Here is a 26,209-nt window from a genome sequence, read left to right as displayed (position 1 = left end):
GGCGCTGGGGCGTGGACGGAGCCGATGGCACGCCGGGTTTCCCGGGCAGGTCTCACTTTCGGCAGGAAAACATATGGGGTTGGAAACGGCTGCGCCGGCTTCCGGACGCGTCGGCGTGCTGCGCCGGCAGGCGGTGACCCGGGCCGCTGCGCTGGTCACCGCGGTGCTGGGGCTGAACTACATCATTTGGCGGTGGTTCGCTTCGGTGAACTGGGACGCTTGGTGGATTGCCGCTCCGCTCGTCCTCGCCGAGACCTACTCACTGGTCGACTCGCTGCTGTTCGGCCTGACGGTGTGGCGCTACAAGGAGCGGCCGGCACCTGCGGATCCCGAGCGGGGCAGCACGGTGGACGTCTTCATCACCACCTACAACGAACCGCTGGAGCTGGTCCTGCGCACGGCCCGGGCGGCGAAGGCCATCGACTACCCGCACCAGACCTGGATCCTCGACGACGGCAACCGCCCCGATGTTCGCGCGGCGGCGGAATCCGAAGGCATCGGCTGGATTAGCCGCTCCGAGGACTGGTCCGGCATGCCCCGGCATGCCAAAGCCGGCAACCTGAACAACGCCTTGCTCGCCACTGACGGCGAGTTCATCCTGGTGCTCGACGCAGACCAGGTCCCCGACCGCCGCATCCTGGACCGCACCCTGGGCTATTTCCGCGACGACGCGGTGGCCCTGGTCCAGACGCCGCAGGTCTTTGTCAACGTCCCGGAGGCGGACCCGCTCGGCAGCCAGGCCCCGCTCTTCTACGGCCCGATCCAGCAGGGCAAGGACGGCTGGAACGCGGCTTTCTTCTGCGGGTCGAATGCCGTCATCCGCCGGGAGGCGCTGATGCAGCTCGGGGTGACCCGGTACGTCACGGAGACAGAGGTGGCCTTGCACAAGGCCCTCCGGACCGCCGGGCGCGTGATCGCCAAGGCCCGCCGGAACCTCGGGCCGGACCAGGCACGGCTTGCCGGGGCACTCGAGGACCTCGCGGCGGACGTCGCGCAGGTCAAGCACGAGCTGCGCCGCGGGGAAAGCATCGGTGAGGTCACCTACCGCTTCCAGGAGCGCGTCGCCGCCGTCTCCCGGGGACTGGTTTCAGCCGACATGGCGGCGCTGCATGCCGAGCTGGCCTCCATTGAGGGGTTGGCGGAGGCGGCCGGCGTCGACGGCGGGAGCAGTCTGGCCGCGGTCGACGACGCCGCGCTCGACAGGCTTTCCCAGCGGGACTGGTCCCCGCTGGGGGCCATTGAAACGGTGCGTGTCCTCATCGGGTCCGTCAATGCCGACCGCGGCGCCGAAGCGCAGGCCGTGATGCCGATGGCCACCATCTCGGTGACCGAGGACATGGCCACCTGCATGCGGCTACACGGCCTCGGCTGGAGGACCGTCTACCACCATGAACAGCTTGCCGACGGCCTGGCCCCGGAAGACCTGCAATCGGCGCTGACCCAGCGGTTGCGCTGGGCCCAGGGCACCATGCAGGTGTTCTTCCGTGAGAACCCGCTGGTCCAGAAGGGGCTCAGCATGGCGCAGCGGCTGATGTACCTGGCCACGATGTGGAGTTACCTGTCGGGGTTCGCCGCCGTCGTCTACCTCGCGGCCCCCGTCATCTACCTCACGCTGGGCATCCTCCCGGTGCGCTCCCTGAGTACCGAGTTCTTCGTCCGGCTGGTGCCGTTCCTGCTGGTGAACCAGCTGATGTTCTACGTCGTCGGCCGCGGGGTGCGGACCTGGCGCGGGCAGCAGTATTCGCTGGCCCTGTTCCCCACCTGGATCCGTGCCGTGACCTCGGCCTTCGGCAATGTGGTCTTCGGCCGCAGCCTGGATTTCGCGGTCACGCCCAAGACCCTGCAGGCGGGCGGCGGCAGGCCCTGGCACCTGGTGAAACCGCAGCTGGCCGCCATGGCCGTCCTGGTTTTCGCGGTCCTGGCCGGCGCCGCCCGGCTGCTCGCCGGCGCGGGGGACCTGCTCGGCACCGCCGTGAACGTGGTGTGGGTGGCCTTCGACCTGCTGATCTTCAGCGTGATCATCCACGCCGTCCGCTACCCGGGCTTCGCGGCCTGGTCCCAATCCAAGAAAGCCCGGTCCAAACCGAAAGAGGGAACCCTGTGATCGAATTCGTCATCGACAAGCTCAGCGACGGCATCGGCGTGATCCGGCCGGTGGGTCGCTTGAACATGGTCTCGGCACCGCAGCTCAACTCGGCTGTCGCCGGCCTGATCGACGAGGGGACCGTGCGGCTGGTGGTCGATCTGTCAGGCACGGACTTCATCGATTCTTCCGGCCTGGGCGCGCTGATTTCCGGCTTGAAGAAGACGCGGCAGTCCGGCGGGGACCTGAGGCTGGCCAGTCCCACCGCGCAGATCACCGCGGTCCTGGAACTGACCAGCCTCAACAAGGTGCTCAGACCCGCCTCCTCCGTCGCAGAAGCGTACTGATGGAAAGCCGCTTCGAGCTGGAGTCCGCTGCCGAGCCGCAGAGCCTCGACGCGATCCACCAACTGCTCCAGAAGGTCTGGGACAGCGCACCCGGGATCGACCTGATGGACCGGATCCGGTTCGAGACGGCGGTGATCGAGGTCGCCTCGAACATCATTGAGCATTCGACCCCCGCGGAGCACGGCACGGTGCGCTTCACCCTCGAGGTGCAGAACACGCCGGACCTGCTGCAGGCCGAATTCCAGGATGACGCCCGTGCGGCCGGCGTCGACCCTGGCGCAGCGGTAATGCCGGATGAGCTGGCCGAAAGCGGGCGCGGCCTGGCGCTGGCAAAGGTCGCGCTGGACCAGTTCGGCTATGCGCGGGACGCCGGCCGCAATCGGTGGACCCTGCTCTGCCGGTTGAAGCGCCGCAGCGGGGCGTCATGAAGCGCCGCACCGTCCTGGGCCTCCTGCTGGGGCTGGCCGCCGCGGGCCTGTCGCTGCCGGCCCCGGCAGCCGCCGCGCCGCTGCTTTCGCTCAGTCCCTCGTCCGGGCCCTCCGGGACCGTAGTGGCGGTCAGGGGCAGCGGATTCCCCAAGAAGGCCGCCGGCACCGTCACGGCCGGGACCGTGACGGTGCCGTTCCGCACGGGCGCCAACGGTGCCTTCAGCGTGTCGGTCACAGTGGCTGGCCCGGCCGGGAAGCTCGCGGTCACCGCGGCCGCCGGGACGGCGAGGTCGTCGTCGTCCTTCACCGTCACCTCGTCCGTGCCGGGCATCAGCGCTGCGGCACTGCGGTTCGGCGTCGCCAACCCCGGCGGCCCCGCCGCCACGCAGGAGCTGGACGGCATTGCCGTGCTGGCCGGCGAGGCCCCGTCGATCATCATGGACTACAAGGACTTTTCGCAGGCGCCGCCGATCTCCGACCTCGACGCCGTCCGTGCGCGCGGCGCGGTCACCATGCTGACCTGGGAACCGTGGATAGCCGGCCAAGGCGTGGACCAGCCGGCCTTCGCGCTTGGCCGCATAGCGGCCGGGGCGTACGACGGCTATCTGCACCAGTGGGGGAGCGCGCTCGCATCCTGGGGCCACCCGGTGTACCTCCGCTTCGGGCACGAAATGAACGGCAACTGGTACCCCTGGTCCGAGCAGGTGAACGGGAACCAGCCGGGCGACTACGCCCGGGCCTGGCGGCACGTGCACGACGTCCTGGCAGCGGACGGGGCGGCCAACGTGAACTGGGTGTGGAGCCCGAATGTGCCCTATCCGGGATCGACCCCGCTCAACGGACTCTATCCGGGGCCCGACGTGGTGGATACGGTCGCGCTTGACGGCTACAACTGGGGCACCTCACAGTCCTGGAGCGCGTGGCTGAATCCGTCGGACCTGTTCGGGGCCGGCCTGGCGGACCTGCGGGCTGCGGCGCCGGGCAAGCCGGTCCTCGTGGGAGAGACCGCCAGCGCGGAAGCCGGAGGGTCCAAACCGCAGTGGATCAGCGACGCGGTCGCGTACCTCGCCGCCCAGCCGGACATCACAGGCTTCCTGTGGTTCGACTACAACAAGGAGACCGACTGGCGGATCGACTCCACCTCGGCCTCCGCGGACGCCTTTGCCGCTGCGCTGAGGGCGCGCCGGTAGGCACCGGCCGGCGGGGAACTGCTGGTGGGGCCGAAGGGCCCGGGCCAGCAGCTCCGGCGGCGCCTAGCATGGGCACCGTCGGGGCCGCGCGCGTCCCGCGGAAGAAGGTGGTTCCCATGTCCGGAGTAGTGCACTTCGAGATACCGGCGGACGACGTCGCGCGGGCGTCCGAGTTCTACCGGACGGCCTTCGGCTGGGAGATGCAGCCCATGCCCGACATGGAATACACCCTGCTCATGACCACCCCGGTGGACGAGAAGGGCCAGCCGACGCGGGCCGGATCAATCAACGGCGGCATGTTCAAACGGACACCGGAGAACAGCCACCCGGTCGTCACTGTCGACGTCGAGGACATCGACGCCGCGCTGGAAAAGATCGAGGAACTGGGCGGTTCGACGGCGATGACGAAGCAGCCGGTGGGCGAAATGGGCTTCACCGCCTACTTCAAGGACAGCGAGGGGAACCTGATCGGCCTCTGGCAGAACGCCTGAACAGGTCCCCTCGCCGGCAGCACGGAGCGACTAGTCGGTGCCCAGATGCCGCACGAGCTCGGCGGCGATACCCGTGTACGTGCCGGGGGTCAGCCGGAGCAGGCGCTCTTCGGCGTCCGCCGGGAGGCCGAGACCGGAGACGAACTCCTTCATCCTGGCCGCATCGACACGGTGGCCGCGGGTCAGGTCCTTGAGCCGCTCGTACGGGTTGTCCATGCCGGCGACGCCGTTGATCGACTCGGCGCGCATCACCATCTGGATGGCCTCGCCCAGCACCTCCCAGTTCGTGTCGAGGTCCGCGGCGAGCACATCGGCGGCGACGTCGAGCCGGTCCAGGCCCTTGAGCACGTTGCTGATGGCGAGGAGCGAGTGGCCGAAGGCGACGCCGATGTTGCGCTGGCTCGAGGAGTCGGTGAGGTCGCGCTGCCAGCGGGAGGTCACCAGCGTCGCGCCCAGAGTGTCCAGCAGCGCGGACGAGATTTCCAGGTTCGCTTCGGCGTTCTCGAAGCGGATCGGATTGACCTTGTGCGGCATGGTCGAGGAGCCGGTTGCGCCGGCAACCGGGATCTGGGCGAAATAGCCGATCGAGATGTAGGACCAGATGTCCGTGCAGACGTTGTGCAGGATGCGGTTGAAGCGGGCCATGTCCGCGTACAGCTCGGCCTGCCAGTCGTGGGACTCGATCTGCGTGGTCAGCGGGTTCCAGGTCAGGCCCAGGCCTTCGACAAAGCCGCGCGAGACCGCCTGCCAGTCGGCCCCCGGGACGGAAGCATAGTGAGCCGCGTAGGTTCCGGTGGCACCGTTGATCTTGCCCAGATACTCGGTGGCCGCGATCCGCTCCAGCTGGCGCGTGAGGCGGTGGGCGATGACGGCGAGTTCCTTGCCCAGCGTGGTGGGAGTGGCCGGCTGCCCGTGCGTGCGCGAGAGCATCGGCACGTCCTTGTTCTCCTCGGCCATGGCTGCGATCTTGTGCACGAGCTCGCGGGCGGCGGGAAGCCAGACGTCCTCGACGGCCCCTTTCACCCCGAGGGCGTAGGAAAGGTTGTTGATGTCCTCGCTGGTACAGCCGAAGTGGACCAGCGGCGTCAGCCGGGCAATGCCGATGCCTTCCAGGCGCCGGCCAATGAAGTATTCGACGGCCTTCACATCATGGACGGTGACGGCCTCGATCTCGGCCAGCTCGGCCACCGAGGCGGCGCTGAATTCGGTGACGATCGAGCGCAGCGCGGCCTTCTGCTCCGCGCTGAGCGGGGAGGTGCCCGGAACCACGGAATTTTCCGTGAGGTGGATCAGCCACTCGACCTCCACCGCCACCCGGTCCCGATTCAGGGCCGCCTCGGAAAGATAGTCCACCAGCGGCGCTACGGCGGCCTGGTAACGGCCATCCAGCGGGCCGAGGGCCACAGAGGGGGAAGCGGCCGCCAGGGCGAGCCGGCCGGAGGGGGTGCGCGCAACAGCTGAGTCAGTCATGGCTCCCATTCTTTCACGGGCGGCTCCGGCGCTCCCGCGGATTACGGCGGCTGGCTTTTCCACATAGGTCTCAGCGCTGAGTGCCCGGCGCCGGAGCCTGGGCCTAGCATCGGTGTCACCGGCCGCGGGGCCGGGCGGAAGGCGGCATCATGCCTATTCTTTCAACCGGCACCTCAGCCGGCATGCCGGGTGCCCTGAGCGGCGACGCGGAACGGATAGCCCGCGAACTGGAGCAGATCGCAGCCGGACTCGAGGAGCTGCGGCAACGGGTGCACAGCGCGGGGATGTCGGACTGGAACTCCGCAGCTGCGGTGCGTTTCCGTGACCGGCTGCTCGAACGCGAGCGCAGCCTGCTCCGGACCGAGGGCCTGGTCCGGACCGCGGCAGCAGGAGTCGCGGCGTACGCACGCTCCCTGTCCCTCCGGGAATCGCTGGGGGCGGCGCAGGCAGCAGCCGATGCAGGCTGACGTTCGGCCCGACACCTGGCCGGCGGCGCCCGACGACGGTGTACCGGACCTGCCGCTTCCCGGCGGCTACAAGGTCACCGGAGGCGTCGGCGGCATCTCGTTCGGCCTGGACGAGCTGAGGCGGGCGGCGTCGCTGCTGCTGGCGGTCTCAGCGGACGCGTCCGCTCTGCACGGATCTGCGGGTGCCCTCCGGGCCGAGCTGGAGTGGATCGCGTTCCGCCCGGGCGGCTGCTATCCGGCCGAGGCAGCCGAGGACCTGCGGGCCGCCGGCTGCTCCATCGCGGCGGACGCCGACGAACTGCAGGCAACGGCGAGCCTGCTCCGGCTGGCGGCCGACCAGTATGACGCGATGGAGGCCGCCAGCCTTGCCGCGGTGCATGCTGCAGCATCGTCCCGAGCCTGGTTCGGCGGCTTCCTGCTCCGGGCGGCGCTGCTCTCCGGTGGTCTTCCGGCGGCGGTTCCCGCTGCGGCAGGCCAACTGGCGGCGTCGGAGCAGCGGGCGGACGCGAAGGGCCTGCGCAACGTCCTTGAGGAGACCATCGGCACGGCGCCGGAATACGCCGGAGCTCTGGCCGGCCTGCCTCCCGGCGTGGCCGGACTGCTGCTGCAGGACCAGTCCAGGGGCGGCCTGCAGGCAAGCCCGCTGGCACTGCGCCTCGCACTGTGGAGCAGGGGCTTCGCGGACGCAGTCCAGCTTTTCCATCCGGGCAGCCTCAGGATGGAAAGGCTCGACGCGGGCCCCGGCGGGGTCCGGCTGCAACCAGGCAGCATCGACAGCATGTTCGCGGGCGTCGCCGACGCCTACGGGCGCGCCGGACCCGGCCCCGACCCCGCGTCCGTGGTGGAGATCCGCACCGTGGACCGCGGCGACGGCACCCGCGCCGTCGTGGTGGACCTGCCCGGAACGGAAGTCTGGAACCCGCCCGACAGCGCCAACCTTTTCGACCTGGAGTCGGACCTGGAAGGGATGACCTCCCCGGCGGCGGCCTCCGCCGGCAAGACGGCCATGGTGCAGGAACTGGTCCGCCGCGCCCTCCGGGACGCCCATGTCGGCGCCCGCGACGCGGTCATCCTCAACGGGCACAGCGGGGGAGGGATCCACGCCCTGGCGCTGGCCTCGGACCCGGCGTTCCTCGCGGAGTTCAACGTCCGTATGGTCAACGTGGCCGGAGCACCGGGCGGATACTTCCCGGTCGGACAGGGCGTGAAGGTGCTGGCGCTGGAGAATGTCGATGATCCGGTCACGGCACTGGACGCGATGCCGAACCCGGACCGCAAGGACTTTGTCACGGTCACCTCGCCGCGTCGCTCCGCCGCGCCCGTCGTCAGCCTGGCCGGCCGCATCGCGGCGGCACACTCGTTCGACGCGTACCGCGAGGACGCACGGCTGCTGGACCGGAGCACGAACCTGTCCGTGCTGGCGCACCGCGCCGAGCTCGCCGCGTTGCTCGGGCCGTCAGCGGCGGCGGGGACGGCCGCTGTGCAGCGCTTCGTCTACCGCGGCACGGATGTGAACGACGCTCCGCTGCCCCCTGCCCGGTCCGCAGCCGCGCCAACCCGGTCCGCAGCCGTCCCGCCGCCTACGCGGACGGCAGCAGCTCCTCGAGGTCCGCGCCGTGCGAGGCCTGATGAGCCGCGATGACCGCGATCACCCTCTCGCGGCACCCCCCGCACCCGGTAGCCGCACGGGTTGCTTCGGCCACCTCCTCAAGGCTGCCGCACCCGTCGGACACCGCTTCCCGGATCCGCCCGGCGCTCACCCCGCTGCACCGGCAGACCGTGGCGCCGGGATCATCCAGCCTCGTGGCAGGCACGCCCGCATCCGCACCGTCCATCCGCAGCAGGCTGGAGCGGTCCGCGGGCAGTGCCCGCCCGCTCTCGAACAAGAGCACCAGTTCGGCTGCAGTGCGGGGCATCCCCACGGCCACGAGTCCCTCAAGGACGCCCCGGCGCGTGACCATCTTGACGTACTTGCCGTGCTCGGGGTCGGCCCAGACGGCGACCTGCCGGACAGCCGGCGTTGTGGGGTGCGCAGGGCAGGCCTCCTCCAGGCTGCCCGATTCGTTATCCCAGGGCTCGGCTTCATCCCAGGGCTCGGCGTCGACGGCGCCGGCCGTGGAGACATCGACGCCGCGCGCCTTCAGCAGGATCACGGCGGGCCGTTCGGCGGGCAGCCGTTCCATCGCGGGCGGCTGTTGTCCGGCGTCGGCGAGCAGCCGCGCGGCCAGCCATTCGGCCTGGCGCCAGCCCGGACCGATCAGTCCGGAGGGTCCCGCTCCGCCGGCACAGTCCGGGCATCCCGCTTCGCGGCAGCGCACCTCGGCGCAGTCACCGACCGCGAACACCTCGCCGTCGGCGTCCGCCTGCAGCCGGTGGTCAACGAGGATGCCGGACCCCACCGGCAAGCCGCAGCCGGCAGCCAGTTCGGTGCGCGGCCGCACGCCGCAGGAAAGCAGCAGCAGGTCCGCTTCGAGCCGCCGGCCGTCGTCAAGCTGCAGGGCCCGGAAACGCCGGCCGGCCAGGCCCGTACCGAGGTCGACACCGGTCGATCGGGCGTTGGAGACCATCCGGATGCCGCGGCGGCGCAGGGCTGCCGCCAGGACGGATCCGCCGCCGCGGTCGATGCTCCGTGCCAGCGGCCGGGGGCCGTGATGCACGACGGTGACCGACGCGCCTTCGTCCGCCGCCGCGAGGGCCGCCTCCAGGCCGAGGATGCCGCCGCCCAGGACCACGATGCGGCCGCCGCCGGAGACTGCCTCCAGGAGCCTCGCCGCGTCCGCCAGGTCGCGCAGGGCAGTGACGCCGTCGGGGAGCATGGCCACGGCCGCAGGATCCGGGTTCAGACCGGAGAGGTTCGGAATGGTGGCGCTCGCCCCGGTCGCGAACACGAGCCGGTCATAGGGCTCGGACGTCCCGTCGCCGAGCAGCACCAGACGGCGGGCCCTGTCGACGTGGGTGATGCGCTCGCCGAGGCGCACCCGGACTCCGCTGGCCCGCAGCTCCGCGGCGTCGGAAATCTCCAGGGCCTCGGCCGTGGTCCGCCCGACCGCGAGGTCGGCGACCAGCACCCGGTTATAGGCCGCAACCGGTTCCTCGCCCACCAGGAGGACCGACAGCGCCCCGGAGCGCACTCCCGGCAGGAGTTCCTCGACCAGCCGGGCCGCCACCGGGCCGTAACCGGCGACGACGACGCGCAGCGGCGCCGGGCGGTGAAGGCCGGCTGCTTCCGCAAATACGTTGCTCACGAGACTCGTGCCTCCTCCCACCGGCGAAGCTGCACGGTGCTGGTCTTGAACTCGGGCATGCCGGAAACCGGGTCGGTGGCGGCCGCTGTGAGCCGGTTGGCACTTTCCCCGGCCGGGAAGTGGAACGGCAGGAACACGGTGTCCTGGCGGATGCCCGTGGTGTGGCTGGCGCGGCCGTAGATGCGGCCGCGGCCGTTGGCGATCTCCACGAGGTCTCCGTCCGCCACGCCCAGGGCCGCGGCGGTGACCGGGTGGATCTCCAGCCGGGCCTCGGGCTGGGCCGCGGCGAGCTCCGGCACGCGGCGGGTCTGAGCCCCGGACTGGTAGTGCTCCAGCAGCCGGCCGGTCACCAGGGTGATCTCCTGCCCCGGCTTTGCCGCGGACGCCGCGACCGGCACCAGGACCGCCTTGCCGTCCGGGTGGGCAAAGCTGTCCCGGAAGAGCCGCGGCGTCCCGATCGAGCCCGCGGGATAGGGCCAGTAGGCCGCGTCGCCGGCCTCGAGCAGCGCATAGTCGATGCCGGAGTAGTCGGCGGCCCCTCCGGCGGAGGCGAGCCGCAGCTCCTCGAATACTTCGCGCGGATCGGAGCTGAAAGCGGACGGTGCGTTCAGGCGTGCGGCCAGTTCCGCCAGCACCCACAGTTCGTCCCGGGCCCCCGGCGGCGGAGAAACAGCGCGCCGGCGGCGCAGCACCCGTCCCTCCAGGTTGGTCATGGTGCCCTCCTCTTCGGCCCACTGCGCCACGGGAAGGACCAGGTCCGCCTCGGCGGCGGTTTCCGAGAAAAAGAAATCGCTCACGACCAGGAAGTCGAGCCGGCGCAGGCTCTCCAGCACGGCTCCTGCGTCGGGGGCCGAGACGGCGATGTTGGAGCCGTGCACCAGCAGGCAGCGCACGCCTCCCGGCTGCCCGAGCGCCTCGAGCATCTGCACCGCGGGCAACCCGGGCCCGGGGATGGAGCTTTCCGGGACGCCCCAGACAGCAGCCAGGTGGGCGCGCGCCGCCGGGTCGGTGATCTTGCGGTAGCCGGGAAGCTGGTCCGCCTTCTGGCCGTGCTCGCGGCCGCCCTGGCCGTTGCCCTGGCCGGTCAGCGTGCCGTAGCCGCCGTGCTCCGAACCTGGCAGCCCCAGCAGCAGGGCAAGGTTGATGGCCGCTGTCGCGGTGTCCGTCCCGTTGACGTGCTGCTCGACGCCGCGGCCGGTGAGGATGTAAATGCCGCGGGGAGCCCCCGGAGTCCCGGCACGGGCGCCCGCGGCGAGCCGGCGCGCGACGTGGCGGATGGTCCCGGCGGGGACCCCGGTGACGGATTGGACGCGCTCGGGCCACCAGGGGTTCACGCTGCGGGTGACGCCGCGCAGACCGCGGGTGCGCGCGGCGAGGTACGCCTCGTCAGCCAGTCCTTCGTGCAGCACCACGTGCGCCAGGCCCAGCAGCAGCACCAGATCCGTGCCGGGGGCCGGCTGCACGTGGATCCCGGCGCCGTCGGCCGTCAGCGCCGCCGTGGCAGAGGTGCGCGGGTCCACCACGATCAGGCCGCCGGCCTCCCGCGCCGCCTGCAGGTGCTGGACAAACGGCGGCATTGTGTCGGCCACATTCGAACCCAGCAGCAGCACCGTGTGCGCCTGCGCGAGGTCCGTGACCGGGAACGGAAGCCCGCGGTCCACCCCGAAGGCCCGGTTGCTGGCGGCGGCAGCGGAGGACATGCAGAACCTGCCGTTGTAATCGATCATCGAGGAGCCAAGGGCCACCCGCGCGAATTTGCCCAGCTGGTACGCCTTCTCGTTCGTCAACCCGCCGCTGCCGAAAACGCCCACGGCATCCTTCCCGTACCGCGCCTGGGTGCGGCGGACGGCGTACACGACCCGTTCGAGGGCTTCCTCCCAGGAGACGGCCGAGAACCTGCCGTCGTCGCCCCGCAGCATCGGCTCGGTGATGCGCTCGCCGGAAGCCAGCAGGGCGGCGGAGGTCCAGCCTTTGCGGCAGAGGCCCCCGCCGTTGGTCGGGAACTGCCGTCCGGACACCGTCACGCCCGGGCCGTCAGCCGTCAGGTTCATCGCGCACTGCAGCGCGCAGTAGGGGCAGTGGGTGGGGGTGGGCATGCCAGCCTCAGATCCGGGCCGCGCCGGCACGGCCGCCGGGCCGCAGGTAGCACAGCCATGCGACGACCAGCATGGCCAGGTACGCCGCGACGAACCCGTAGAAGGCGCCGTTGTAGGAACGGGTTGAGGTGTAGGACGCGCTCAGGACCTGCGGGATCACAAACCCGCCGTAGGCGCCGATGGCTGAAATCAGGCCGAGCGCGGAAGCCGCGAGCCGCTGGCGCTCTTCCGCAGGGGCGCCGGAGGCTGCAGCCCTGCCGGCCGTCGCGAAAACTGCCGGAATCATCCGGTAAGTAGCGCCGTTGCCGAAGCCGCTGGCCGTGAAGAGCAGCAGGAACAGGCCCAGGAAGAGCCAGAAGCTGCGCAGCGGCAGCGTGAACACGACGGCGAGAGTGATCACGGCCATCGCCGCAAAGGACGCGACCGTCATCCGGGCACCTCCGAAGCGGTCGGCCAGCCTGCCGCCGTAGGGCCGGGCAACGGACCCGACAAGCGGGCCGAGGAAGGCCAGCGACAGGGCCACGGCGCCGACGGCGATGGTGGAGAAGGCGGGAAAAAAGTCCTTGATCAGCTTGGGGAAGACACCGGAGAACCCGATGAAGGATCCGAAGGTGCCGATGTACAGGAACGCGAGCAGCCACAGGTGCGGCTCCTTCAGGGCCGCGATCGACCCGGCCAGATCCCCTTTCGCGTGCGAGAGGTTGTGCATGTAGCGGCGTGCTCCCCAGGCGGCGAGCAGGATCAACGGGACCCAGATCAGCCCGGCCAGCGGCAGGTTCACCGTCGCCGCGGCCCCCAGGGTGACCGCGACCGGCACCACGAGCTGCGCGACGGCGGCGCCCAGGTTGCCGCCGGCGGCGTTCAGGCCCAGCGCCCAGCCCTTTTCCCGGGCCGGGTAGAAGAAGGTGATGTTCGACATCGAACTCGCGAAGTTTCCGCCGCCGAATCCGGCCAGCGCCGCGACTGCGAGCATCACGGCGAACGGCGTGCCCGGGTTGGCCACGCACGCGGAGAGGGCCAGCGTGGGAATCAGCAGCAGCAGGGCCGAGACGACTGTCCAGTTCCGGCCGCCGAAGCGCGGCACCATGAAGGTGTACGGGATGCGGAGCGCGGCGCCGACCAGGCTCGGAATGGAGATCAGCCAGAAGATCTGGGAACTGTCGAATTTGAAGCCGGCGGCGGGCAGCGACACCACCGCGATGGACCACAGCTGCCACACCACGAAGCCGAGGAATTCGCAGAAGATGGACCACCGGAGGTTCGTGCCGGCGATGCGGCGGCCGGTGCTTTCCCAGAACCCCTGGTCCTCCGGGTTCCAGCCGTCAATCCAGCGGCCCGGCCGGAACGCGATCGCGCCGGTCGCGGGTGCGGGGGTGGTGTCGGCCGGCAGGCCGGAGCTGTTCTCTGCGGGCCGGTCTGTGCCGACTGCCTGGTCGATGCTCATTTATCCTCCAACGAGTGCGGGAATCGCTCGATGGAAGCAAATCTAGGAAGGCTGTGTTTCGCGGGCGGTGGCCTGGGGTAAAAGCCGCATGACGATGGACTCACACGTCCGCGCGGGCCGTGAGAGGCCGCAGTCAGCGCCTCCGGTCGCTGCGGATCAGGCGGCTGGCCACGACGGAGATCACGCTGATGATGACGGCGCCCGGCACGGCGGTCCAGAAGAAGCTGTCAATGCTCAGGTGCACCGGTGTGTGGGAGCTCAGCCAAGCGGTCAGCATGAGCATCAGGGCGTTGATCACCACGGTGAAAAGTCCGAGCGTGAGGATGGTCAGGGGCAGGGCCAGCAGTTTCACCACCGGCCGCACCAACGCGTTGACTACGCCGAAGATCAGGCCGAGGAAGAGATAGGCCAGCAGGAGCCCGCCAACGGTGTCTCCCTGGACGACGCCGCTGCCGGTGGTCGTGATGTCCATGCCGGGCAGGAGCCAGTTCGCGGCCCACAGGGCCACAGCGTTGACCGCGACGCGCGCGAGGAACGAACCCATGGCCCTATCGTGGCACACCGGTGGCGCGGATGCCTGCGGTGCCGGACCGCGGGCATCTGCGGCATGGAGCCGGGAGCATTAGGCTACCGACATGACTTCCATTGATCACCGTGGCGCCGGCGCCGTCGTCCGGCCGCGTGGCGTGCTGGGGCGTCTGCCGAGCTATGTCGCGGGCAAGCCGGCTGCCGCGGTCCAGGGCTTGACCAGCTTCAAACTGTCCTCGAACGAGAATCCGCTTCCGCCGCTGCCGGCGGTGCTTGAGAGCATCGCCTCCGCAGTGGACATCAACCGCTACCCGGATGCGACGGCGAGCCGTCTGCGCGCTGCGCTGGGGGACTTTCTCGGAGTGCCGGCGGAGGACATCGTCACCGGCGGGGGCAGCCTCGGCGCCCTGAACCAGATCCTGGCGGCGTTCGCAGGCCAGAACGAGGCGGGCCCGGCGGACGAGGTCATCTACGCGTGGCGTTCCTTCGAGGCGTACCCCATCTCGGTGGGGCTGGCCGGAGCGCTGAGCGTGCAGGTCCCGGTCAAAGCCGACGGCACCCACGACCTGGACGCGATGGCTGCCGCTGTAACGCCGAACACCCGCGTCATCCTGCTGTGCACCCCGAACAACCCGACCGGCCCGGTGCTTACGTTGGCCGAAACCGAGCGGTTCCTCGCCGCTGTCCCCAGCGACGTCGTCGTCGTCATCGACGAGGCATACCAGGAGTTCGTGCGCCGTCCGGACGCGGTGGACGGCATCGAGCTGTACCGCAACTACCCGAATGTGGTCGTGCTGCGCACGTTCTCCAAGGCTCACGGCCTGGCCGGACTCAGGGTGGGCTACTCGGTGTCCCGGCCGGAGCTCACCCGCTACCTGCGGGTCTCGGCCGTTCCGTTCGCGGTCTCGTCCCTGGCCGAGGAGGCTGCCCTGGTGTCGCTGGCCCACTTCGACGAGGTGGCCGAGCGGGTGCAGGGCCTGGTCGACGAGCGGGAACGGGTCGTGGCGGGGCTGCGCTCGCTGGGCTGGCAGGTACCCGATGCGCAGGGCAACTTTGTCTGGCTTGCCTTGGGCGCCGACAGCCCGGGCTTCGCGGCCCAGGCGGAACAGCGGGCTCTGTCCGTGCGCGCCTTCGGCGAGGAGGGGGTGCGGGTCAGCATCGGCGAGGTGGAAGCCAACGACCGCTTCCTGGAGCTCTGTGCTGCCTACACAAATGCTCCCGCAGGTTTCTAGCGGCTCGATGATTCGGGCGCATCGGAGGCTGCCGCTAGAGTAGGACCCGAAGACGCACAAGACATATGCCACACCCGGAATGCATGCCGGAGGCGGCATATATGACAATCGACATCTCGTCCGGAGAGACGAGGCAGGCGAGGAGACGGTATGGCTGCAGCGCACCTGCCCACCACCGAGTTTGACCAAACGGACCTGGACGGTTCGCTCGAGGCTGCCGCAGAGATGGCGCAGGGCGAGCCCGAAGCGCCGATGGTTCAGTTGCTGGACGCCGAGGGCCGCCGCCGGGAGGACCCGACCTTCGGCCCCTACGCCACTGACCTGGACGGTGAGGCCCTCAAGGCGTTCTACCGCGACATGGCCAGCGTGCGGCGGTTCGACCAGGAAGCCACGGCGCTGCAGCGTCAGGGCGAACTCGCCCTCTGGGTCCAGCTGACCGGCCAGGAGGCCGCGCAGATCGGCTCGGGCCGGGCGACGGCGCCGCAGGACTACATTTTCCCGACCTACCGCGAGCACGGCGTCGCCCTGACCCGCGGCGTCGACATGTCCGAGCTGCTCAAACTCTTCCGCGGCGTCGCCAACGGCGGCTGGGACCCAACCGCGACCAACTTCCACCTGTACACGCTCGTCCTCGCCGCCCAGGTCCCGCACGCCGTCGGCTACGCAATGGGCATCCAGCGCGACCAGAAGATGGACGCCGCGCTGGCCCCTGCCGCGACCGTGGCCTACTTCGGCGACGGCGCCAGCTCCGAGGGCGACGTCCACGAATCGATGGTCTTCGCCGCGTCCTACAAGGCACCGGTCGTGTTCTTCTGCCAGAACAACCACTGGGCAATCTCGGTCCCGTTCGAGGTGCAGTCCCGCATCCCGCTCTCCAACCGCGCCCAGGGCTACGGCTTCCCCGGCATCCGGGTCGACGGCAACGATGTCATCGCCGTGCACGCCGTGACAAAGTGGGCCCTCGAGCGCGCCCGCGCCGGGGAAGGGCCGGTGCTGATCGAGGCCTTCACCTATCGCCTCGGAGCCCACACGACCGCGGACGACCCGACGAAATACCGCCACTCGGCGGAGGAGGACGCGTGGCGGGCCAAGGACCCGCTGCTGCGCCTGGAGAAGTACCTGCGCTCGGAGGGCCTCGCGGACGACGCGTTCTTTGCCGAAGTGGCCGAGGAAGGCAAGCAGCTGGCAGCCTATGTCCGCAAGGCCACGCTTGAGATGGCGAACCCGGACATCCGCAGCGCGTTCGCGAACGTCTACGCGCAGGCGCACCCCCTGGTCGAAGAGGAAACGGCCTGGTTCGAAAAATACGAGGCCGGCTTCACCGACGCCGAAGGGGAGAACGCCTGATGCCCACCATGACCATCGCGAAGGCGATCAACGAGGGCCTGCGCGCAGCCTTGGGATCGGAACCGAAGTCGCTGCTCATGGGCGAGGACATCGGGGACCTCGGCGGCGTCTACCGCGTCACCGAAGGTCTGAAGAAGGAATTCGGCGCCGACCGGGTCGTCGACTCGCCACTGGCCGAGTCCGGGATCATCGGCACCTGCATCGGGCTGGCGCTGCGCGGCTACCGGCCGATCGCTGAGATCCAGTTCGACGGTTTCGTCTTCCCCGGTTTCAACCAGATCACCACGCAGCTGGCCAAGATGCATGCGCGCAGCGACGGCCAGCTCACCGTCCCCGTCGTCATCCGCATCCCGTACGGCGGCGGCATCGGCTCGGTTGAGCACCACTCCGAATCGCCGGAGGCGCTTTTCGCGCACACGGCCGGTCTGCGCATCATCACTCCGTCCAACCCGCAGGACGCCTACTGGATGATCCAGCAAGCCGTCGAATGCCAGGATCCGGTGATCGTCTTCGAGCCCAAGCGCCGGTACTGGCTTAAGGGAGAGGTGGACCTGGAGAAGCCGACGTCGGATCCGTTCAGCGCCCACGTGCTGCGCGAGGGCACGGACGCCACGGTGGTGGCCTACGGGCCGCTCGTGCCCGTCGCCCTGGCCGCCGCGAAGGCCGCCGAGGAGGACGGCCGCAGCGTCGAGGTGATCGACCTGCGCTCCATCTCCCCGCTGGATTTCGACACCGTTACCGCTTCGGTCGAGAAGACCGGCCGGCTCGTCGTCGCCCATGAGGCGCCGACCTTCGGCGGGATCGGCGGCGAGATTGCCGCGCGCATCAGCGAACGCGCCTTTTACGCCCTGGAAGCCCCGGTCATCCGGGTCGGCGGGTTCCACATGCCCTACCCGGTGGCCCGCGTGGAGGAACACTACCTGCCGGACATTGACCGGATCCTGGACGCGCTGGACCGCGCCATGGCGTACTGACCAACGGAGGAACCGTGTCTGATTTGAACACCTTCAACCTGCCCGACGTCGGGGAGGGCCTGACCGAGGCCGAAATCCTGGCCTGGAAGGTCAAGCTGGGCGACGTTGTCGCGATCAACGACGTGCTCGTGGAGATCGAAACGGCGAAGTCCGTGGTCGAACTGCCGTCCCCCTACGCCGGTGTGGTCGCGCAGATGCTGGTGAACGAAGGCGAGACCGTTGAGGTCGGCACCCCGATCATCAAGATCGGGTCCGACCGCGGTGCCGTCGCCGCCCCCGGCCTGGAAGCCAAGCCTGCCGGGGGCGCCGCGCCCGCGCCGTCGGAGGCTCCGGCCGCGCCGCCGGAAACCCCGCTGTACGGCAAACTGCCCGAAGACGACGCCGCGGCAGGGCCGTTGGTGGGCTCCGGGCCCAAGGCGGACCCGGTCAAGCGCCGGCCGCGGCGCACGGCGGCTCCCGCAGCCGCCGCTCCCGCGGTTAAGGCCGCCGCGGCCAAGGACGCGGCCCCGGCCCGGCCCGCCGCACCCGTGCCCGCCGTCCCGCAGCTCACCGCGGCACCTGCCGCCCCGCCGGCCCTGACCGCCGGGCTGCAGAACCGAGTGGGCCAGCTCATTACCCGGGTGCTGGCGAAGCCGCCGGTGCGTAAAGCCGCCAAGGACCTCGGCATCGACCTCGCCGATGTGTCCCCCTCGGGGGCCAGCGGCGAGGTCACGAAAAAGGACCTGCTCAGCTACCAGGCGCAGCGCGAGGCTGAGGTCGCCGGTGCCTCCGAGTTCTGGCACAAGCCCCAGCGCGAGGAGCGGATCCGGGTCAAGGGCGTGCGCAAGGCGACGGCCAAGGCCATGGTCGAATCGGCGTTCAGTGCTCCGCACGTGAGCATCTTCGTTGACGTCGACGCCTCCCGCACGATGGAGTTCGTCAAGCGGCTCAAGGCTTCCCGTGACTTCGAGGGCATCAAGGTGTCCCCGCTGCTCATTCTCGCGAAGGCCGTCATCTGGGCCGCCGCGCGGAACCCCAGCGTAAACGCCACATGGACGGACGAGGAAATCATCGTCAAGCACTACATGAACCTGGGGATCGCGGCCGCGACGCCCAGGGGCCTGCTCGTGCCCAACATCAAGGACGCGCAGGACCTGTCCCTGAAGGAACTGGCCATTGCGCTCAACGAGCTGGCTGCCACGGCCCGCGCCGGCAAGACGCCGCCGTCGGCCATGCAGGGCGGCACCCTGACGGTCACCAACATCGGTGCCCTCGGCATCGACACCGGCACGCCGATCATCAACCCGGGCGAGGTCGCGATCGTTGCGTTCGGCACGATCAAGCAGAAGCCGTGGGTGCTCGACGGCGAAGTGATTCCGCGCTGGATCACCACCCTGGGCGGTTCGTTCGATCACCGCGTGGTGGACGGGGACCTCTCAGCACGCTTCATGGCCGACGTGGCCGCCATCCTGGAAGAGCCGGCCCTGCTGCTGGACTGACTCTCCGGGTTGGCAGGACCGGAGGCGGTCAGCCGTCGAGGCCGGTGACCCGCATCGTAATGTTGATGCGCCCGCCCCGGAGGCCGGTGGCCGGGTCCCCGGTGCCGGGAAGGGTCTTCACCACGCCGTGGTAGGCGAACCGGGAGGGTCCGCCGAAGACGAACAGGTCGCCGGAACCGAGCTCGATGTCGGTGTACGGCTTGTTGCGCGACACCGGGTTGCCAAAACGGAAGACGCAGGCGTCGCCGATGCTCAGCGAGACGATGGGCATCGAACTGCGCTCGTCCTTGTCCTGGTGCATGCCCATGTGGGCGTGATCATCGTAGAAGTTGATCAGCGCCGTATCCGGGGTGTACCGCGCGGCCAGGTCCTCGTCCCCGTAGGCCTCCAGCACGGCTCTGCGGCCCAGGCCGATCAGCCAGTCCGGGACCTCGGCCACCCGGTTCCCACCGGCGTCGCCCGCGGTGCGGGTGTACTTATACGGCTGCCAGTGCCAGCCAAGGCACACCGTCTGCACCGACATCCGGTGGCCGCCGGGCAGCACCGCCGCCCGCATCGGCACCGGGCCGGCCGCCCAGCGGCGGCAGGCGGCAACCAGGTGCTGCTGTTCTGCCAGCCCGAGCCAGTCCGGCACATGCACTGCGCCGTCGGAGGGTTCGCTGCGGAGCCGGGGGAGGAGGGTGTTCATGCCGCGGCCTCCAGCTCCAGCAGTGCCCGCTTGGCGTCGGGGCCGCCGACGTAGCCGCCCGCCGTGCCGTCCGAACGGACCACCCGGTGGCAGGGGAGCACCACGGGAAGCGGATTGGTCGCACAGGCCGTGCCGACGGCCCGGACCGCGCGGGGACTGCCGGCCGCTGCCGCGACCGCCGCATAGCTGGCCTTCTGCCCGTAGCCGATGTCCGGCAGGTGGTTGAGCACTTCGCGGCGGAACCCCTTTGCCAGCCGGAAATCAAGCGGCAGGTCGAAGTGTGTGCGTCTGCGTGCGAAGTACTCCTCGAGCTCGGACGCCGCCCGGTCAAGGCGAGCCGGGGCGAGCAGAATCCGCGGGCTGATCCGGGCGGCCAGCTTTTCCAGCACCGCATCATGGCCTTCCCGCGCGTACGCCACCCGCAGCAGGCCCTGCTCGGAAGCAGCGAGCAGCAGCGGCCCGATCGGGGTGTCGACGATCCGGTAGGCGATATCCAGCAGATGCTCCTGCGCGGCGGCGTTGACCAGCCGCGCGTGCAAGCGCTCCAGCACGGCAGGCTCCGCTGCTCCGCCGGCGTCGAGGGGGGTGTGCGGAGCGGGGTGCCGCCCCGCGTTCCAGGACCCGCCGAGGGGTTCGTTCATGGGAGGTCTCCTGCCTGATGGAGGGCGCGCAGAGTCTTCATGCCGTCGGCTGCCGCGCGGCGGGCTGCCGCTTCGCTGTTGCCGAGGATGACGGCGACCTCCGCGTACGGCAGGCCGGCCAGATGGTGGTAGGCGATGGCCCTGCGCTGCTTGTCCGGCAACGTCTTCAGGGCCTCGCGCAGGCTGCGGCCGTCGTCCTCCGTGCCTGAAGCCGGCGGCAGCGGCAGTTCCTCCACCGGCAGCGGGGCGCGTGAGCGGGCGCGGTGCACGTCGATGGCCTTGCGGCGGGCGATGGTGACCAGCCATGCCTCGACGTTGCTGCCGGGCTCCAGCCGTGGGTAGGCGCGCAGCGCCGCCAGGAACGTCTCGGACCAGGCGTCCTCGGCGTCGACCGGCCCGACCACCGCCGTGCATACCCGCAGCACTGCGGGACCGTACCGGGCGACGACGCGTTCGAATGGTTCCAGGGGCACGGTGCTCTCCGGGCTCAGAAGAGCCGGCCGTCCGGCGTGTGGGCGGATTCCAGTGCCAGCAGGAACCGCTTCCGGTCCAGGCCGCCTGCGTAACCGGTGAGGGAGCCGGTGCTTCCCACCACACGGTGGCAGGGCACGATGATCCCGAGCGGATTGCGTCCGTTCGCGGTGCCGACAGCGCGGGCGACGGCGCTGCCGCCCAGACCCGCGGCGATCTGTCCGTAGGTGCGCGTCTCGCCGTAGGGGATCAGGCTCAACTGGGACCAGACGAGCTGCTGGAAGGGGGTTCCCTGGGCCGCCGTGGGCACGGTGAAGGAAGTGCGTTCGCCGGCAAAGTATTCGCCGAGCTGCTCTTCGACGGGTTCGAAACCCGCGTGCACGGCATGCCCCAGGCTCTCCGCCGCCGGCCGGTGTGCCTGGTCGTCCATGTAGAGGGCGTCGAGCACGCCGTCCGTGGCCGCCAGCGTGAGCGGACCGACCGGCGAGTCGATGACCTTGTGGGTTCTCATGGTGCTGCCTCCGCAATCGTTGTCCTGCCCGGCGAAGAGGCCGGCGAGGTGGCTTCACCCACGTAAACGCTGACGGCTGCCGGTTCGTGAGATGAGCCCGGCGCTGCGTCTCCAGCCTAGGCCATTTCCGCGGGCGGGGACCGGGCTGTGCCGGCCCGCGGGATCCGCCTCGGGCCGCCCCGGAATCCGGCTCTTCAAATGCCAGAATGCTATTCTGGAGCCCAATGAACACCAACAGCAACGAGGCGGTTGCCATGCAAGTCAGCTCCGACGTTGAGAGCCTCGTCTCAAGCCTCCAGGACCTGCTCCTGGAATCCGTGGATATCCACACGTTCCTCGACCAGCTCGCCGTCCTGGCTTCCCGTTCGCTCGCTGCGAGAGGGGGCCTGAACGTGCTGTGCGGCGTCACCCTCGAACTGCGCTCCGGGCGCCAGCTCACGGTCGCCAGCAGCGACGAGCAGGCCCGCAAGCTGGACGAGGTGCAGTACGACTACGACGAGGGCCCCTGCCTCGAAGCTCTCCGCACCGGCAGGATCGTCATGGTCGACGACGTCACTTCCGACACCCGGTGGCCCGCCTACCTGCGCGCCATCGAGCACCTCGGCGTCCACTCAGCCCTGGCGTTGCCGCTCGCGCTCGATGCGGACGCGCACGCCGCTTTGAACATCTACGGCGAGCAAGCCCATGCCTTCGACGACGGTTCTGTTGAACGTGCCCGGTTGTTCGCTGAACAGGCCTCCAAGGCATTGCGGATTTCCGTGCGCGGCTGGGCCAGCGTGAGCGCCGCTGAGAACCTGCAGGCCGCCATGCAGTCGCGAACCGGCATCGACCTGGCCGTGGGGATCATCATGGGCCAGAACCGGTGCACCCAGGAGGAAGCGTTCGACATCCTGCGGCGGGCGTCCAATGCCCGCAACGTGAAGGTGCGCCAGATCGCGGAGGAACTGGTGGCCAGCCTGAACCGGGCCGCCCCTGCGGAAACGCACTTCGAGGACTGAGCTCCGTAACCTCCGCGCCTGCGGCGGTTACGCTTCCGCCCCCGGCGGTTAGGCCAGGGCCTGCCGGATCACGGGTGCGAGCCGGCGCACTCCTTCCCGGATGTTCTCCGGCGTCGCTGAGCTGAAGGCCAGCCGCAGCGTGTTGCTGTGCCCGGACTGAGTTGTGAAAGCCGCCCCCGGGACGAACACCACCCCGGCGTCGATGCCTTCGTGCAGCAGCGGGTAGGTGTCGACGTGCTCCGGCAGTGTGAGCCACACGAAGAAGCCGCCCTCCGGCCGGGTCCACTGCACACCCGCCGGCATCTCGTCCTCGAGCGCCGCGAGCATGACCCGGCAGCGCTCGGCGTACAGGCTGCGGTAGGTGCGGATCTGGCCCAGCCAGTCGAAATCGCGCAGGTAGGCGGAGACGAGCATCTGGTTGAAGGTGGGCGGGCAGAGCGTCCCCGCCTCGCTGGCCAGATAGAAGCGCTGTTTCAAGTGGGCCGGCAGCAGCGCCCAGCCGATGCGCAGCCCGGGCGCCATGATCTTGGAGAAGGAGCCGAGATAGATGACGTCGTCGGGGTGGTCGGCACGCAGCGGCCGCAGGGGCTCCCCGTCGAACCTGAGCAATCCGTAGGGGTTGTCCTCAATGATCAGGACGTTGGCGCGGCGGCAGATTTCCACGATTTGCGGGCGCCTGTCGGCCGAGAGGCTCACCCCGGACGGGTTGTTGAAGCTCGGGATCGTGTACAGGAACTTGACTGTCCTGCCCTCGGCGCGGAGTTCGGCGATGCGGCGCTCGAGGTCCTCCGGCACCAGTCCCGACCCGTCCACGGCGACGGGCCGCGCGTCGACCTCGTACGCTTCGAAGGTGTTCAGCGCACCGACGTAGGTGGGGTCCTCCACCAGGACGACGTCGCCAGGGTTGCAGAAGACCTTGGTGGCGACGTCGAGCGCCGCCTGCGACCCCGCCGTCACCACGATGTTCCCGGGCAGCGCGCTGGTGATCCCTTCGGCGGCCATGACGTCGCAGATCCGGCCGCGGAGGTCAGGGGTGCCTTGTCCGCCCCCGTACTGGAGAGCTTCCAGTCCGTGGTCGGCGATGATGGCCGCCGCGCTGGCCGCGAGCCGGTCCAGCGGCAGGGACTGCAGGTACGGGTTGCCGCCCGCGAGCGAGACCAGCCCGGGCCGCAGGGAGATTTCGAAGACGTCCCGGACCGCTGACTGCTTGATCTTTGCGGCCCGCTCGGAGAACAGCGATTCGTGCGGGTGCCTGCCGCCCTCGGCGGCGAGGCGTGCGCGCGCGAGGGCGTCCTCGGTTTCAGTCGGCAGCGTCGTCGGGCTAACTGTCTGTTGCGTCACGTCACCAGAATAGCGCGCCAGGTTGCCAAGAAGGCAACAGCTGTTTCATTTTATACGCACGTGGTCCGGCCCCGACGCGCGAACGGCCCCGACGCGCGAACGGCCAGGTACGGCGGGCTCCTGTCGGAAAAGGTCGCCGTACCCGGCCGTTCGCGGGAGTCCGCGGGTGCGGGTCTTTAGGCGGCGGACTCGGCGGGGGCGGCCTCCGCGAGGGTGCGCAGCACGCGGGTGACGTCAGCGGCCACCTCGGCGTCGTCGGTCGGGTGGATCTCGGCGAAGCGGACCAGCGAGCCGCCGACGGAGAGCTTCGCCTCCTCCACAACCTGCGCGCCGGCAATGCCGAGGGACTTGCGGGCGTCGTCGTGCGCCCACACTCCGCCGTACTGCCCGAAGGCGGTGCCGATGACGGCGGCGGGCTTGCCGCTGACGGCGCCGGCGCCGAAGGGGCGGGAGAGCCAGTCGATGGCGTTCTTGAGCACGGCAGGCATGGTGCCGTTGTACTCGGGGGAGATCAGCAGCAGGGAATCCGCGTCGGCGGCAGCCTCGCGCAGCTTCGCGGCGGCGGCGGGAACCTGGCCCTCGACGTCGATGTCCTCGTTGTAGAACGGGATTTCCGCCAGGCCTTCGAAGATCTCAACCTGAACGTCGGACGGAGCGACGGCTTCGGCGGTCTCGGCCAGTTTCTGGTTGATGGAGCCGGAGCGGAGGCTGCCGACCAGGGTGAGGACTGTGGTTTCTGACATGAGGTCTCCTTGCAGGAACGGTCTCGGGGTGCGCACTCGTTCGCGCACCCTACTGAATAAACGGACCGTGGTCCGGTTCTATTCCCGTGCCTAGAATGCTTCCATGAGCGGCCCGATCCTCCCTGCGAACGGCCCGGCGGAGCCGGAGCGCGGCGATGCAGCGCGCAACCGGGCTGCGATCCTCGTGGCGGCGCGGGAGCTGGTGGCCCAGTGCGGCGCCGCTGCCCTGACGATGGACGCCGTCGCCTTCCGGGCCGGCCTGGGCAAGGGAACCGTGTTCCGCCGCTTCGGCAGCCGGGCCGGCCTCATGCTCGCGTTGCTGGATCAGTCCGAGCGGGAGTTCCAGCAGGCCTTCATGTTCGGGCCGCCGCCGCTGGGACCAGGGGCGCCCGCACGCGAACGGCTGATGGCCTTCGGACGGGCGCGCCTGGCCTTCATGGACGTCCACGGCGAGGTGGAGAGGGCGCGCGACCTGTCCGCAGCAATCCACTTCGGGTCGGCGGCCGCCCGGCTGCAGCACACGCACCTCGAGATGCTCCTGCGCGACGGCGGGGTGCCCGGGGACGCGCGGGCGCTCGCCTATTACCTCGCGGCGGGATTCGACGCCGGCCGGGTCGCCTTCCTGCTCGAGACCGGCGAGTTCACGCATGAGCAGCTCGCCGCCGGCTGGGAGCAGCTGGTGGACAATGTGCTCCCCCCGCTCTCGGAATAGGCCCGAGGACCCCGGGCTAGCCTCGGCCGAGCGGCCAGTTGCGGCGGCTTCGCGTCGTGAAAGGCCGCCGCAACTGGCCACTCGGCCGAAGGGTCAGGCCGCCATCAGCTCCTCCCAGCCGGAAAGCTCCAGGCCCAGGGCTTCGCTGACGGAGCGGTTGGTCACGCGGCCCGCAGCCACGTTCAGCCCGGCAGCCAAAGCGGGATCGCGTTCAAGCGCCGCCTTCACGCCGAGGTCCGCCAGGGCGATGCCGTAGCGCAGGGTGACGTTGGTCAGCGCATTGGTGGACGTGCTCGGAACGGCGCCCGGCATGTTGGCGACGCAGTAGAACACCGACTTGTGGACAGTGAACGTGGGCTGCTCGTGGGTGGTCGGCCGGCTGTCGGCGAAGCAGCCGCCCTGGTCCACGGCGATGTCGACCAGCACGCTGCCGGCCTTCATCCGTGCCACCAGCTCGTTGCTGACCAGTTTCGGGGCCTTCGCTCCGGGGATGAGGACCGAGCCGATGACCAGGTCGGCCTCGATGACCGACCGCTCTACTTCGTAGGCATTCGAGGCGACCGTCTTCAGGCGCCCCTGGTACTGCGCGTCGAGTTCGCGCAGCCGCCCGATGTTGATGTCCAGGATGGTGACGTCGGCGCCGAGGCCCATGGCCATGGCCGCCGCGTTGGTGCCGGCGACGCCGGCGCCGAGCACCGTGACCTTCGCCGGGCGGACCCCGGGGACGCCGCCGAGGAGCACGCCGCGGCCGCCGGCCGCCGCCATCAGCGAGCAGGCGCCGACCTGGACGGACAGGCGTCCGGCCACTTCGCTCATCGGGGCGAGCAGCGGCAGGGAACGGTTTGGCAGCTGCACCGTCTCGTAGGCGATCGCCGTCACGCCGGCCTTGAGCAGCGCGCGGGTCAGCTCGGGTTCGGCCGCCAGGTGCAGGTAGGTGAAGAGGACCAGCCCTTCGCGGAAGCGGTGGAACTCGGCGGCTACCGGCTCCTTGACCTTCATCACCATGTCGGCCCGGGCCCAGAGCTCGTCGGCGTCCGCCACGATCTCCGCCCCGGCGACGGCGTACTCGTCGTCGCTGATGCCGGACCCCAGTCCGGCTCCCGCTTCGACCAGTACGGTGTGCCCGTGGCCGCGGAATTCGTGCACGCCGGAGGCGGTGATGGCGACGCGGAACTCGTTGTTCTTGATCTCCTTGGGAACGGCGATGATCATGGGGAACTCCAATGGGTGAGGGGCTCGGTAGGGGCGCCGGGTTCGGCGATGCCACCACGATAAGCCCGCATT

The 26,209-nt window shown here is 69.9% G+C and carries 25 protein-coding genes; 13 read left to right on the top strand and 12 right to left on the bottom strand.

Going from position 1 to position 26,209, the window contains the following annotated elements; all coding sequences use genetic code 11:
* The first annotated feature begins 73 nt into the window (after window positions 1–73).
* From KIH31_RS17775 to KIH31_RS17755, 5 genes are all read left to right on the top strand, one after another.
* Window positions 74–2,104 (top strand): glycosyltransferase family 2 protein, encoded by a 2,031-nt coding sequence (locus tag KIH31_RS17775; protein WP_214428484.1) that lies wholly within the window; start codon window positions 74–76, stop codon window positions 2,102–2,104.
* The gene (locus KIH31_RS17770) at window positions 2,101–2,430 is read left to right on the top strand and encodes an STAS domain-containing protein (RefSeq protein WP_214428483.1); all 330 of its coding nucleotides are present in this window, start codon (window positions 2,101–2,103) and stop codon (window positions 2,428–2,430) included. Before KIH31_RS17775 ends, KIH31_RS17770 begins: the two co-directional genes overlap by 4 nt.
* Complete coding sequence (locus KIH31_RS17765) at window positions 2,430–2,858, top strand: ATP-binding protein (protein ID WP_214428482.1); 429 nt, start codon at window positions 2,430–2,432, stop codon at window positions 2,856–2,858. The genes KIH31_RS17770 and KIH31_RS17765 overlap by 1 nt, the downstream gene beginning before the upstream one ends.
* Window positions 2,855–4,048 (top strand): glycoside hydrolase family 26 protein, encoded by a 1,194-nt coding sequence (locus tag KIH31_RS17760; protein WP_214428481.1) that lies wholly within the window; start codon window positions 2,855–2,857, stop codon window positions 4,046–4,048. Before KIH31_RS17765 ends, KIH31_RS17760 begins: the two co-directional genes overlap by 4 nt.
* Window positions 4,049–4,164: 116 nt before the next feature.
* Window positions 4,165–4,539 carry a VOC family protein gene (locus KIH31_RS17755; protein WP_214428480.1) on the top strand — a complete coding sequence of 125 codons (375 nt, stop codon included), beginning with the start codon at window positions 4,165–4,167 and terminating at the stop codon, window positions 4,537–4,539.
* A 30-nt stretch (window positions 4,540–4,569) separates the two neighbouring features.
* Here the strand turns inward: KIH31_RS17755 and purB are convergent, their stop codons facing one another.
* Window positions 4,570–6,009, bottom strand: coding sequence for an adenylosuccinate lyase (gene purB / locus KIH31_RS17750; RefSeq protein WP_374224902.1), 1,440 nt, complete (start codon window positions 6,007–6,009; stop codon window positions 4,570–4,572).
* 149 nt (window positions 6,010–6,158) lie between these two features.
* On the opposite strand from purB, the gene KIH31_RS17745 reads away from it, so the two are divergent.
* Both KIH31_RS17745 and KIH31_RS17740 read left to right on the top strand, forming a co-directional pair.
* Window positions 6,159–6,476 (top strand): hypothetical protein, encoded by a 318-nt coding sequence (locus KIH31_RS17745; RefSeq protein ID WP_214428478.1) that lies wholly within the window; start codon window positions 6,159–6,161, stop codon window positions 6,474–6,476.
* Window positions 6,466–8,118 (top strand): hypothetical protein, encoded by a 1,653-nt coding sequence (locus KIH31_RS17740; RefSeq protein ID WP_214428477.1) that lies wholly within the window; start codon window positions 6,466–6,468, stop codon window positions 8,116–8,118. Before KIH31_RS17745 ends, KIH31_RS17740 begins: the two co-directional genes overlap by 11 nt.
* Here KIH31_RS17740 and KIH31_RS17735 read toward each other — a convergent pair.
* The 4 genes from KIH31_RS17735 to KIH31_RS17720 form a co-directional block, all read right to left on the bottom strand.
* A complete protein-coding gene (locus KIH31_RS17735) occupies window positions 8,057–9,721 on the bottom strand; it encodes an FAD-dependent oxidoreductase (protein ID WP_307857697.1) in 1,665 nt (554 codons plus the stop codon). The genes KIH31_RS17740 and KIH31_RS17735 overlap by 62 nt on opposite strands.
* On the bottom strand, window positions 9,718–11,817 hold the full coding sequence (locus KIH31_RS17730) for a molybdopterin oxidoreductase family protein (protein WP_214428476.1): 2,100 nt from the start codon (window positions 11,815–11,817) through the stop codon (window positions 9,718–9,720). The genes KIH31_RS17735 and KIH31_RS17730 overlap by 4 nt, the downstream gene beginning before the upstream one ends.
* A gap of 7 nt (window positions 11,818–11,824) precedes the next feature.
* Window positions 11,825–13,261, bottom strand: coding sequence for an MFS transporter (locus KIH31_RS17725; RefSeq protein WP_214428475.1), 1,437 nt, complete (start codon window positions 13,259–13,261; stop codon window positions 11,825–11,827).
* Window positions 13,262–13,394: 133 nt separating this feature from the next.
* Window positions 13,395–13,805 (bottom strand): phage holin family protein, encoded by a 411-nt coding sequence (locus KIH31_RS17720; protein WP_214428474.1) that lies wholly within the window; start codon window positions 13,803–13,805, stop codon window positions 13,395–13,397.
* 91 nt (window positions 13,806–13,896) lie between these two features.
* Between KIH31_RS17720 and KIH31_RS17715 the strand changes: the two genes are divergently transcribed.
* The 4 genes from KIH31_RS17715 to KIH31_RS17700 all read left to right on the top strand — a co-directional run bounded on the left by KIH31_RS17715 (window position 13,897) and on the right by KIH31_RS17700 (window position 18,820).
* Window positions 13,897–15,021 (top strand): histidinol-phosphate transaminase, encoded by a 1,125-nt coding sequence (locus tag KIH31_RS17715; RefSeq protein ID WP_214428473.1) that lies wholly within the window; start codon window positions 13,897–13,899, stop codon window positions 15,019–15,021.
* A 150-nt stretch (window positions 15,022–15,171) separates the two neighbouring features.
* Window positions 15,172–16,368 carry a pyruvate dehydrogenase (acetyl-transferring) E1 component subunit alpha gene (pdhA, locus tag KIH31_RS17710; protein WP_214428472.1) on the top strand — a complete coding sequence of 399 codons (1,197 nt, stop codon included), beginning with the start codon at window positions 15,172–15,174 and terminating at the stop codon, window positions 16,366–16,368.
* Entirely contained in the window at window positions 16,368–17,342 is a 975-nt protein-coding gene (locus tag KIH31_RS17705; RefSeq protein WP_214428471.1) for an alpha-ketoacid dehydrogenase subunit beta, read from the top strand. The genes pdhA and KIH31_RS17705 overlap by 1 nt, the downstream gene beginning before the upstream one ends.
* Window positions 17,343–17,356: 14 nt before the next feature.
* A complete protein-coding gene (locus KIH31_RS17700; protein ID WP_307857696.1) occupies window positions 17,357–18,820 on the top strand; it encodes a dihydrolipoamide acetyltransferase family protein in 1,464 nt (487 codons plus the stop codon).
* 28 nt (window positions 18,821–18,848) lie between these two features.
* Here KIH31_RS17700 and KIH31_RS17695 read toward each other — a convergent pair whose 3' ends face one another.
* From KIH31_RS17695 to KIH31_RS17680, 4 genes are read right to left on the bottom strand one after another with little or no spacing between them, the layout of a single operon-like run.
* Entirely contained in the window at window positions 18,849–19,508 is a 660-nt protein-coding gene (locus tag KIH31_RS17695; RefSeq protein WP_214428470.1) for an alpha-ketoglutarate-dependent dioxygenase AlkB, read from the bottom strand.
* On the bottom strand, window positions 19,505–20,149 hold the full coding sequence (locus tag KIH31_RS17690) for a methylated-DNA--[protein]-cysteine S-methyltransferase (protein WP_214428469.1): 645 nt from the start codon (window positions 20,147–20,149) through the stop codon (window positions 19,505–19,507). Before KIH31_RS17690 ends, KIH31_RS17695 begins: the two co-directional genes overlap by 4 nt.
* Window positions 20,146–20,622, bottom strand: coding sequence for an RNA polymerase sigma factor (locus tag KIH31_RS17685; protein ID WP_214428468.1), 477 nt, complete (start codon window positions 20,620–20,622; stop codon window positions 20,146–20,148). Before KIH31_RS17685 ends, KIH31_RS17690 begins: the two co-directional genes overlap by 4 nt.
* A gap of 14 nt (window positions 20,623–20,636) precedes the next feature.
* Window positions 20,637–21,131, bottom strand: a complete 495-nt coding sequence (locus KIH31_RS17680; protein WP_214428467.1) for a methylated-DNA--[protein]-cysteine S-methyltransferase — start codon at window positions 21,129–21,131, stop codon at window positions 20,637–20,639.
* Between the two features lie 224 nt (window positions 21,132–21,355).
* Here KIH31_RS17680 and KIH31_RS17675 point away from each other — a divergent pair, with 224 nt between their 5' ends.
* Window positions 21,356–22,129, top strand: coding sequence for a GAF and ANTAR domain-containing protein (locus KIH31_RS17675; protein WP_250546199.1), 774 nt, complete (start codon window positions 21,356–21,358; stop codon window positions 22,127–22,129).
* Window positions 22,130–22,177: 48 nt separating this feature from the next.
* Here the strand turns inward: KIH31_RS17675 and KIH31_RS17670 are convergent, their stop codons facing one another.
* Together KIH31_RS17670 and KIH31_RS17665 are read right to left on the bottom strand one after the other, a co-directional pair.
* Window positions 22,178–23,470 carry a PLP-dependent aminotransferase family protein gene (locus KIH31_RS17670; protein WP_214428466.1) on the bottom strand — a complete coding sequence of 431 codons (1,293 nt, stop codon included), beginning with the start codon at window positions 23,468–23,470 and terminating at the stop codon, window positions 22,178–22,180.
* 176 nt (window positions 23,471–23,646) lie between these two features.
* Window positions 23,647–24,213: an NAD(P)H-dependent oxidoreductase gene (locus KIH31_RS17665; protein WP_214428465.1), complete on the bottom strand. Its 567-nt coding sequence runs from the start codon at window positions 24,211–24,213 to the stop codon at window positions 23,647–23,649.
* Between the two features lie 103 nt (window positions 24,214–24,316).
* Here KIH31_RS17665 and KIH31_RS17660 point away from each other — a divergent pair, with 103 nt between their 5' ends.
* Complete coding sequence (locus KIH31_RS17660; RefSeq protein ID WP_214428464.1) at window positions 24,317–24,925, top strand: TetR/AcrR family transcriptional regulator; 609 nt, start codon at window positions 24,317–24,319, stop codon at window positions 24,923–24,925.
* Between the two features lie 93 nt (window positions 24,926–25,018).
* Here KIH31_RS17660 and ald read toward each other — a convergent pair whose 3' ends face one another.
* Window positions 25,019–26,137 (bottom strand): alanine dehydrogenase, encoded by a 1,119-nt coding sequence (ald, locus tag KIH31_RS17655; protein WP_214428463.1) that lies wholly within the window; start codon window positions 26,135–26,137, stop codon window positions 25,019–25,021.
* Window positions 26,138–26,209: the final 72 nt, after the last annotated feature.

Source organism: Paenarthrobacter sp. DKR-5 (assembly GCF_018531425.1).
Lineage (GTDB): Bacteria > Actinomycetota > Actinomycetes > Actinomycetales > Micrococcaceae > DKR-5.
Note: the sequence above shows the minus strand (reverse complement) of the source record. Positions and strands in the feature narration are given on the sequence as shown.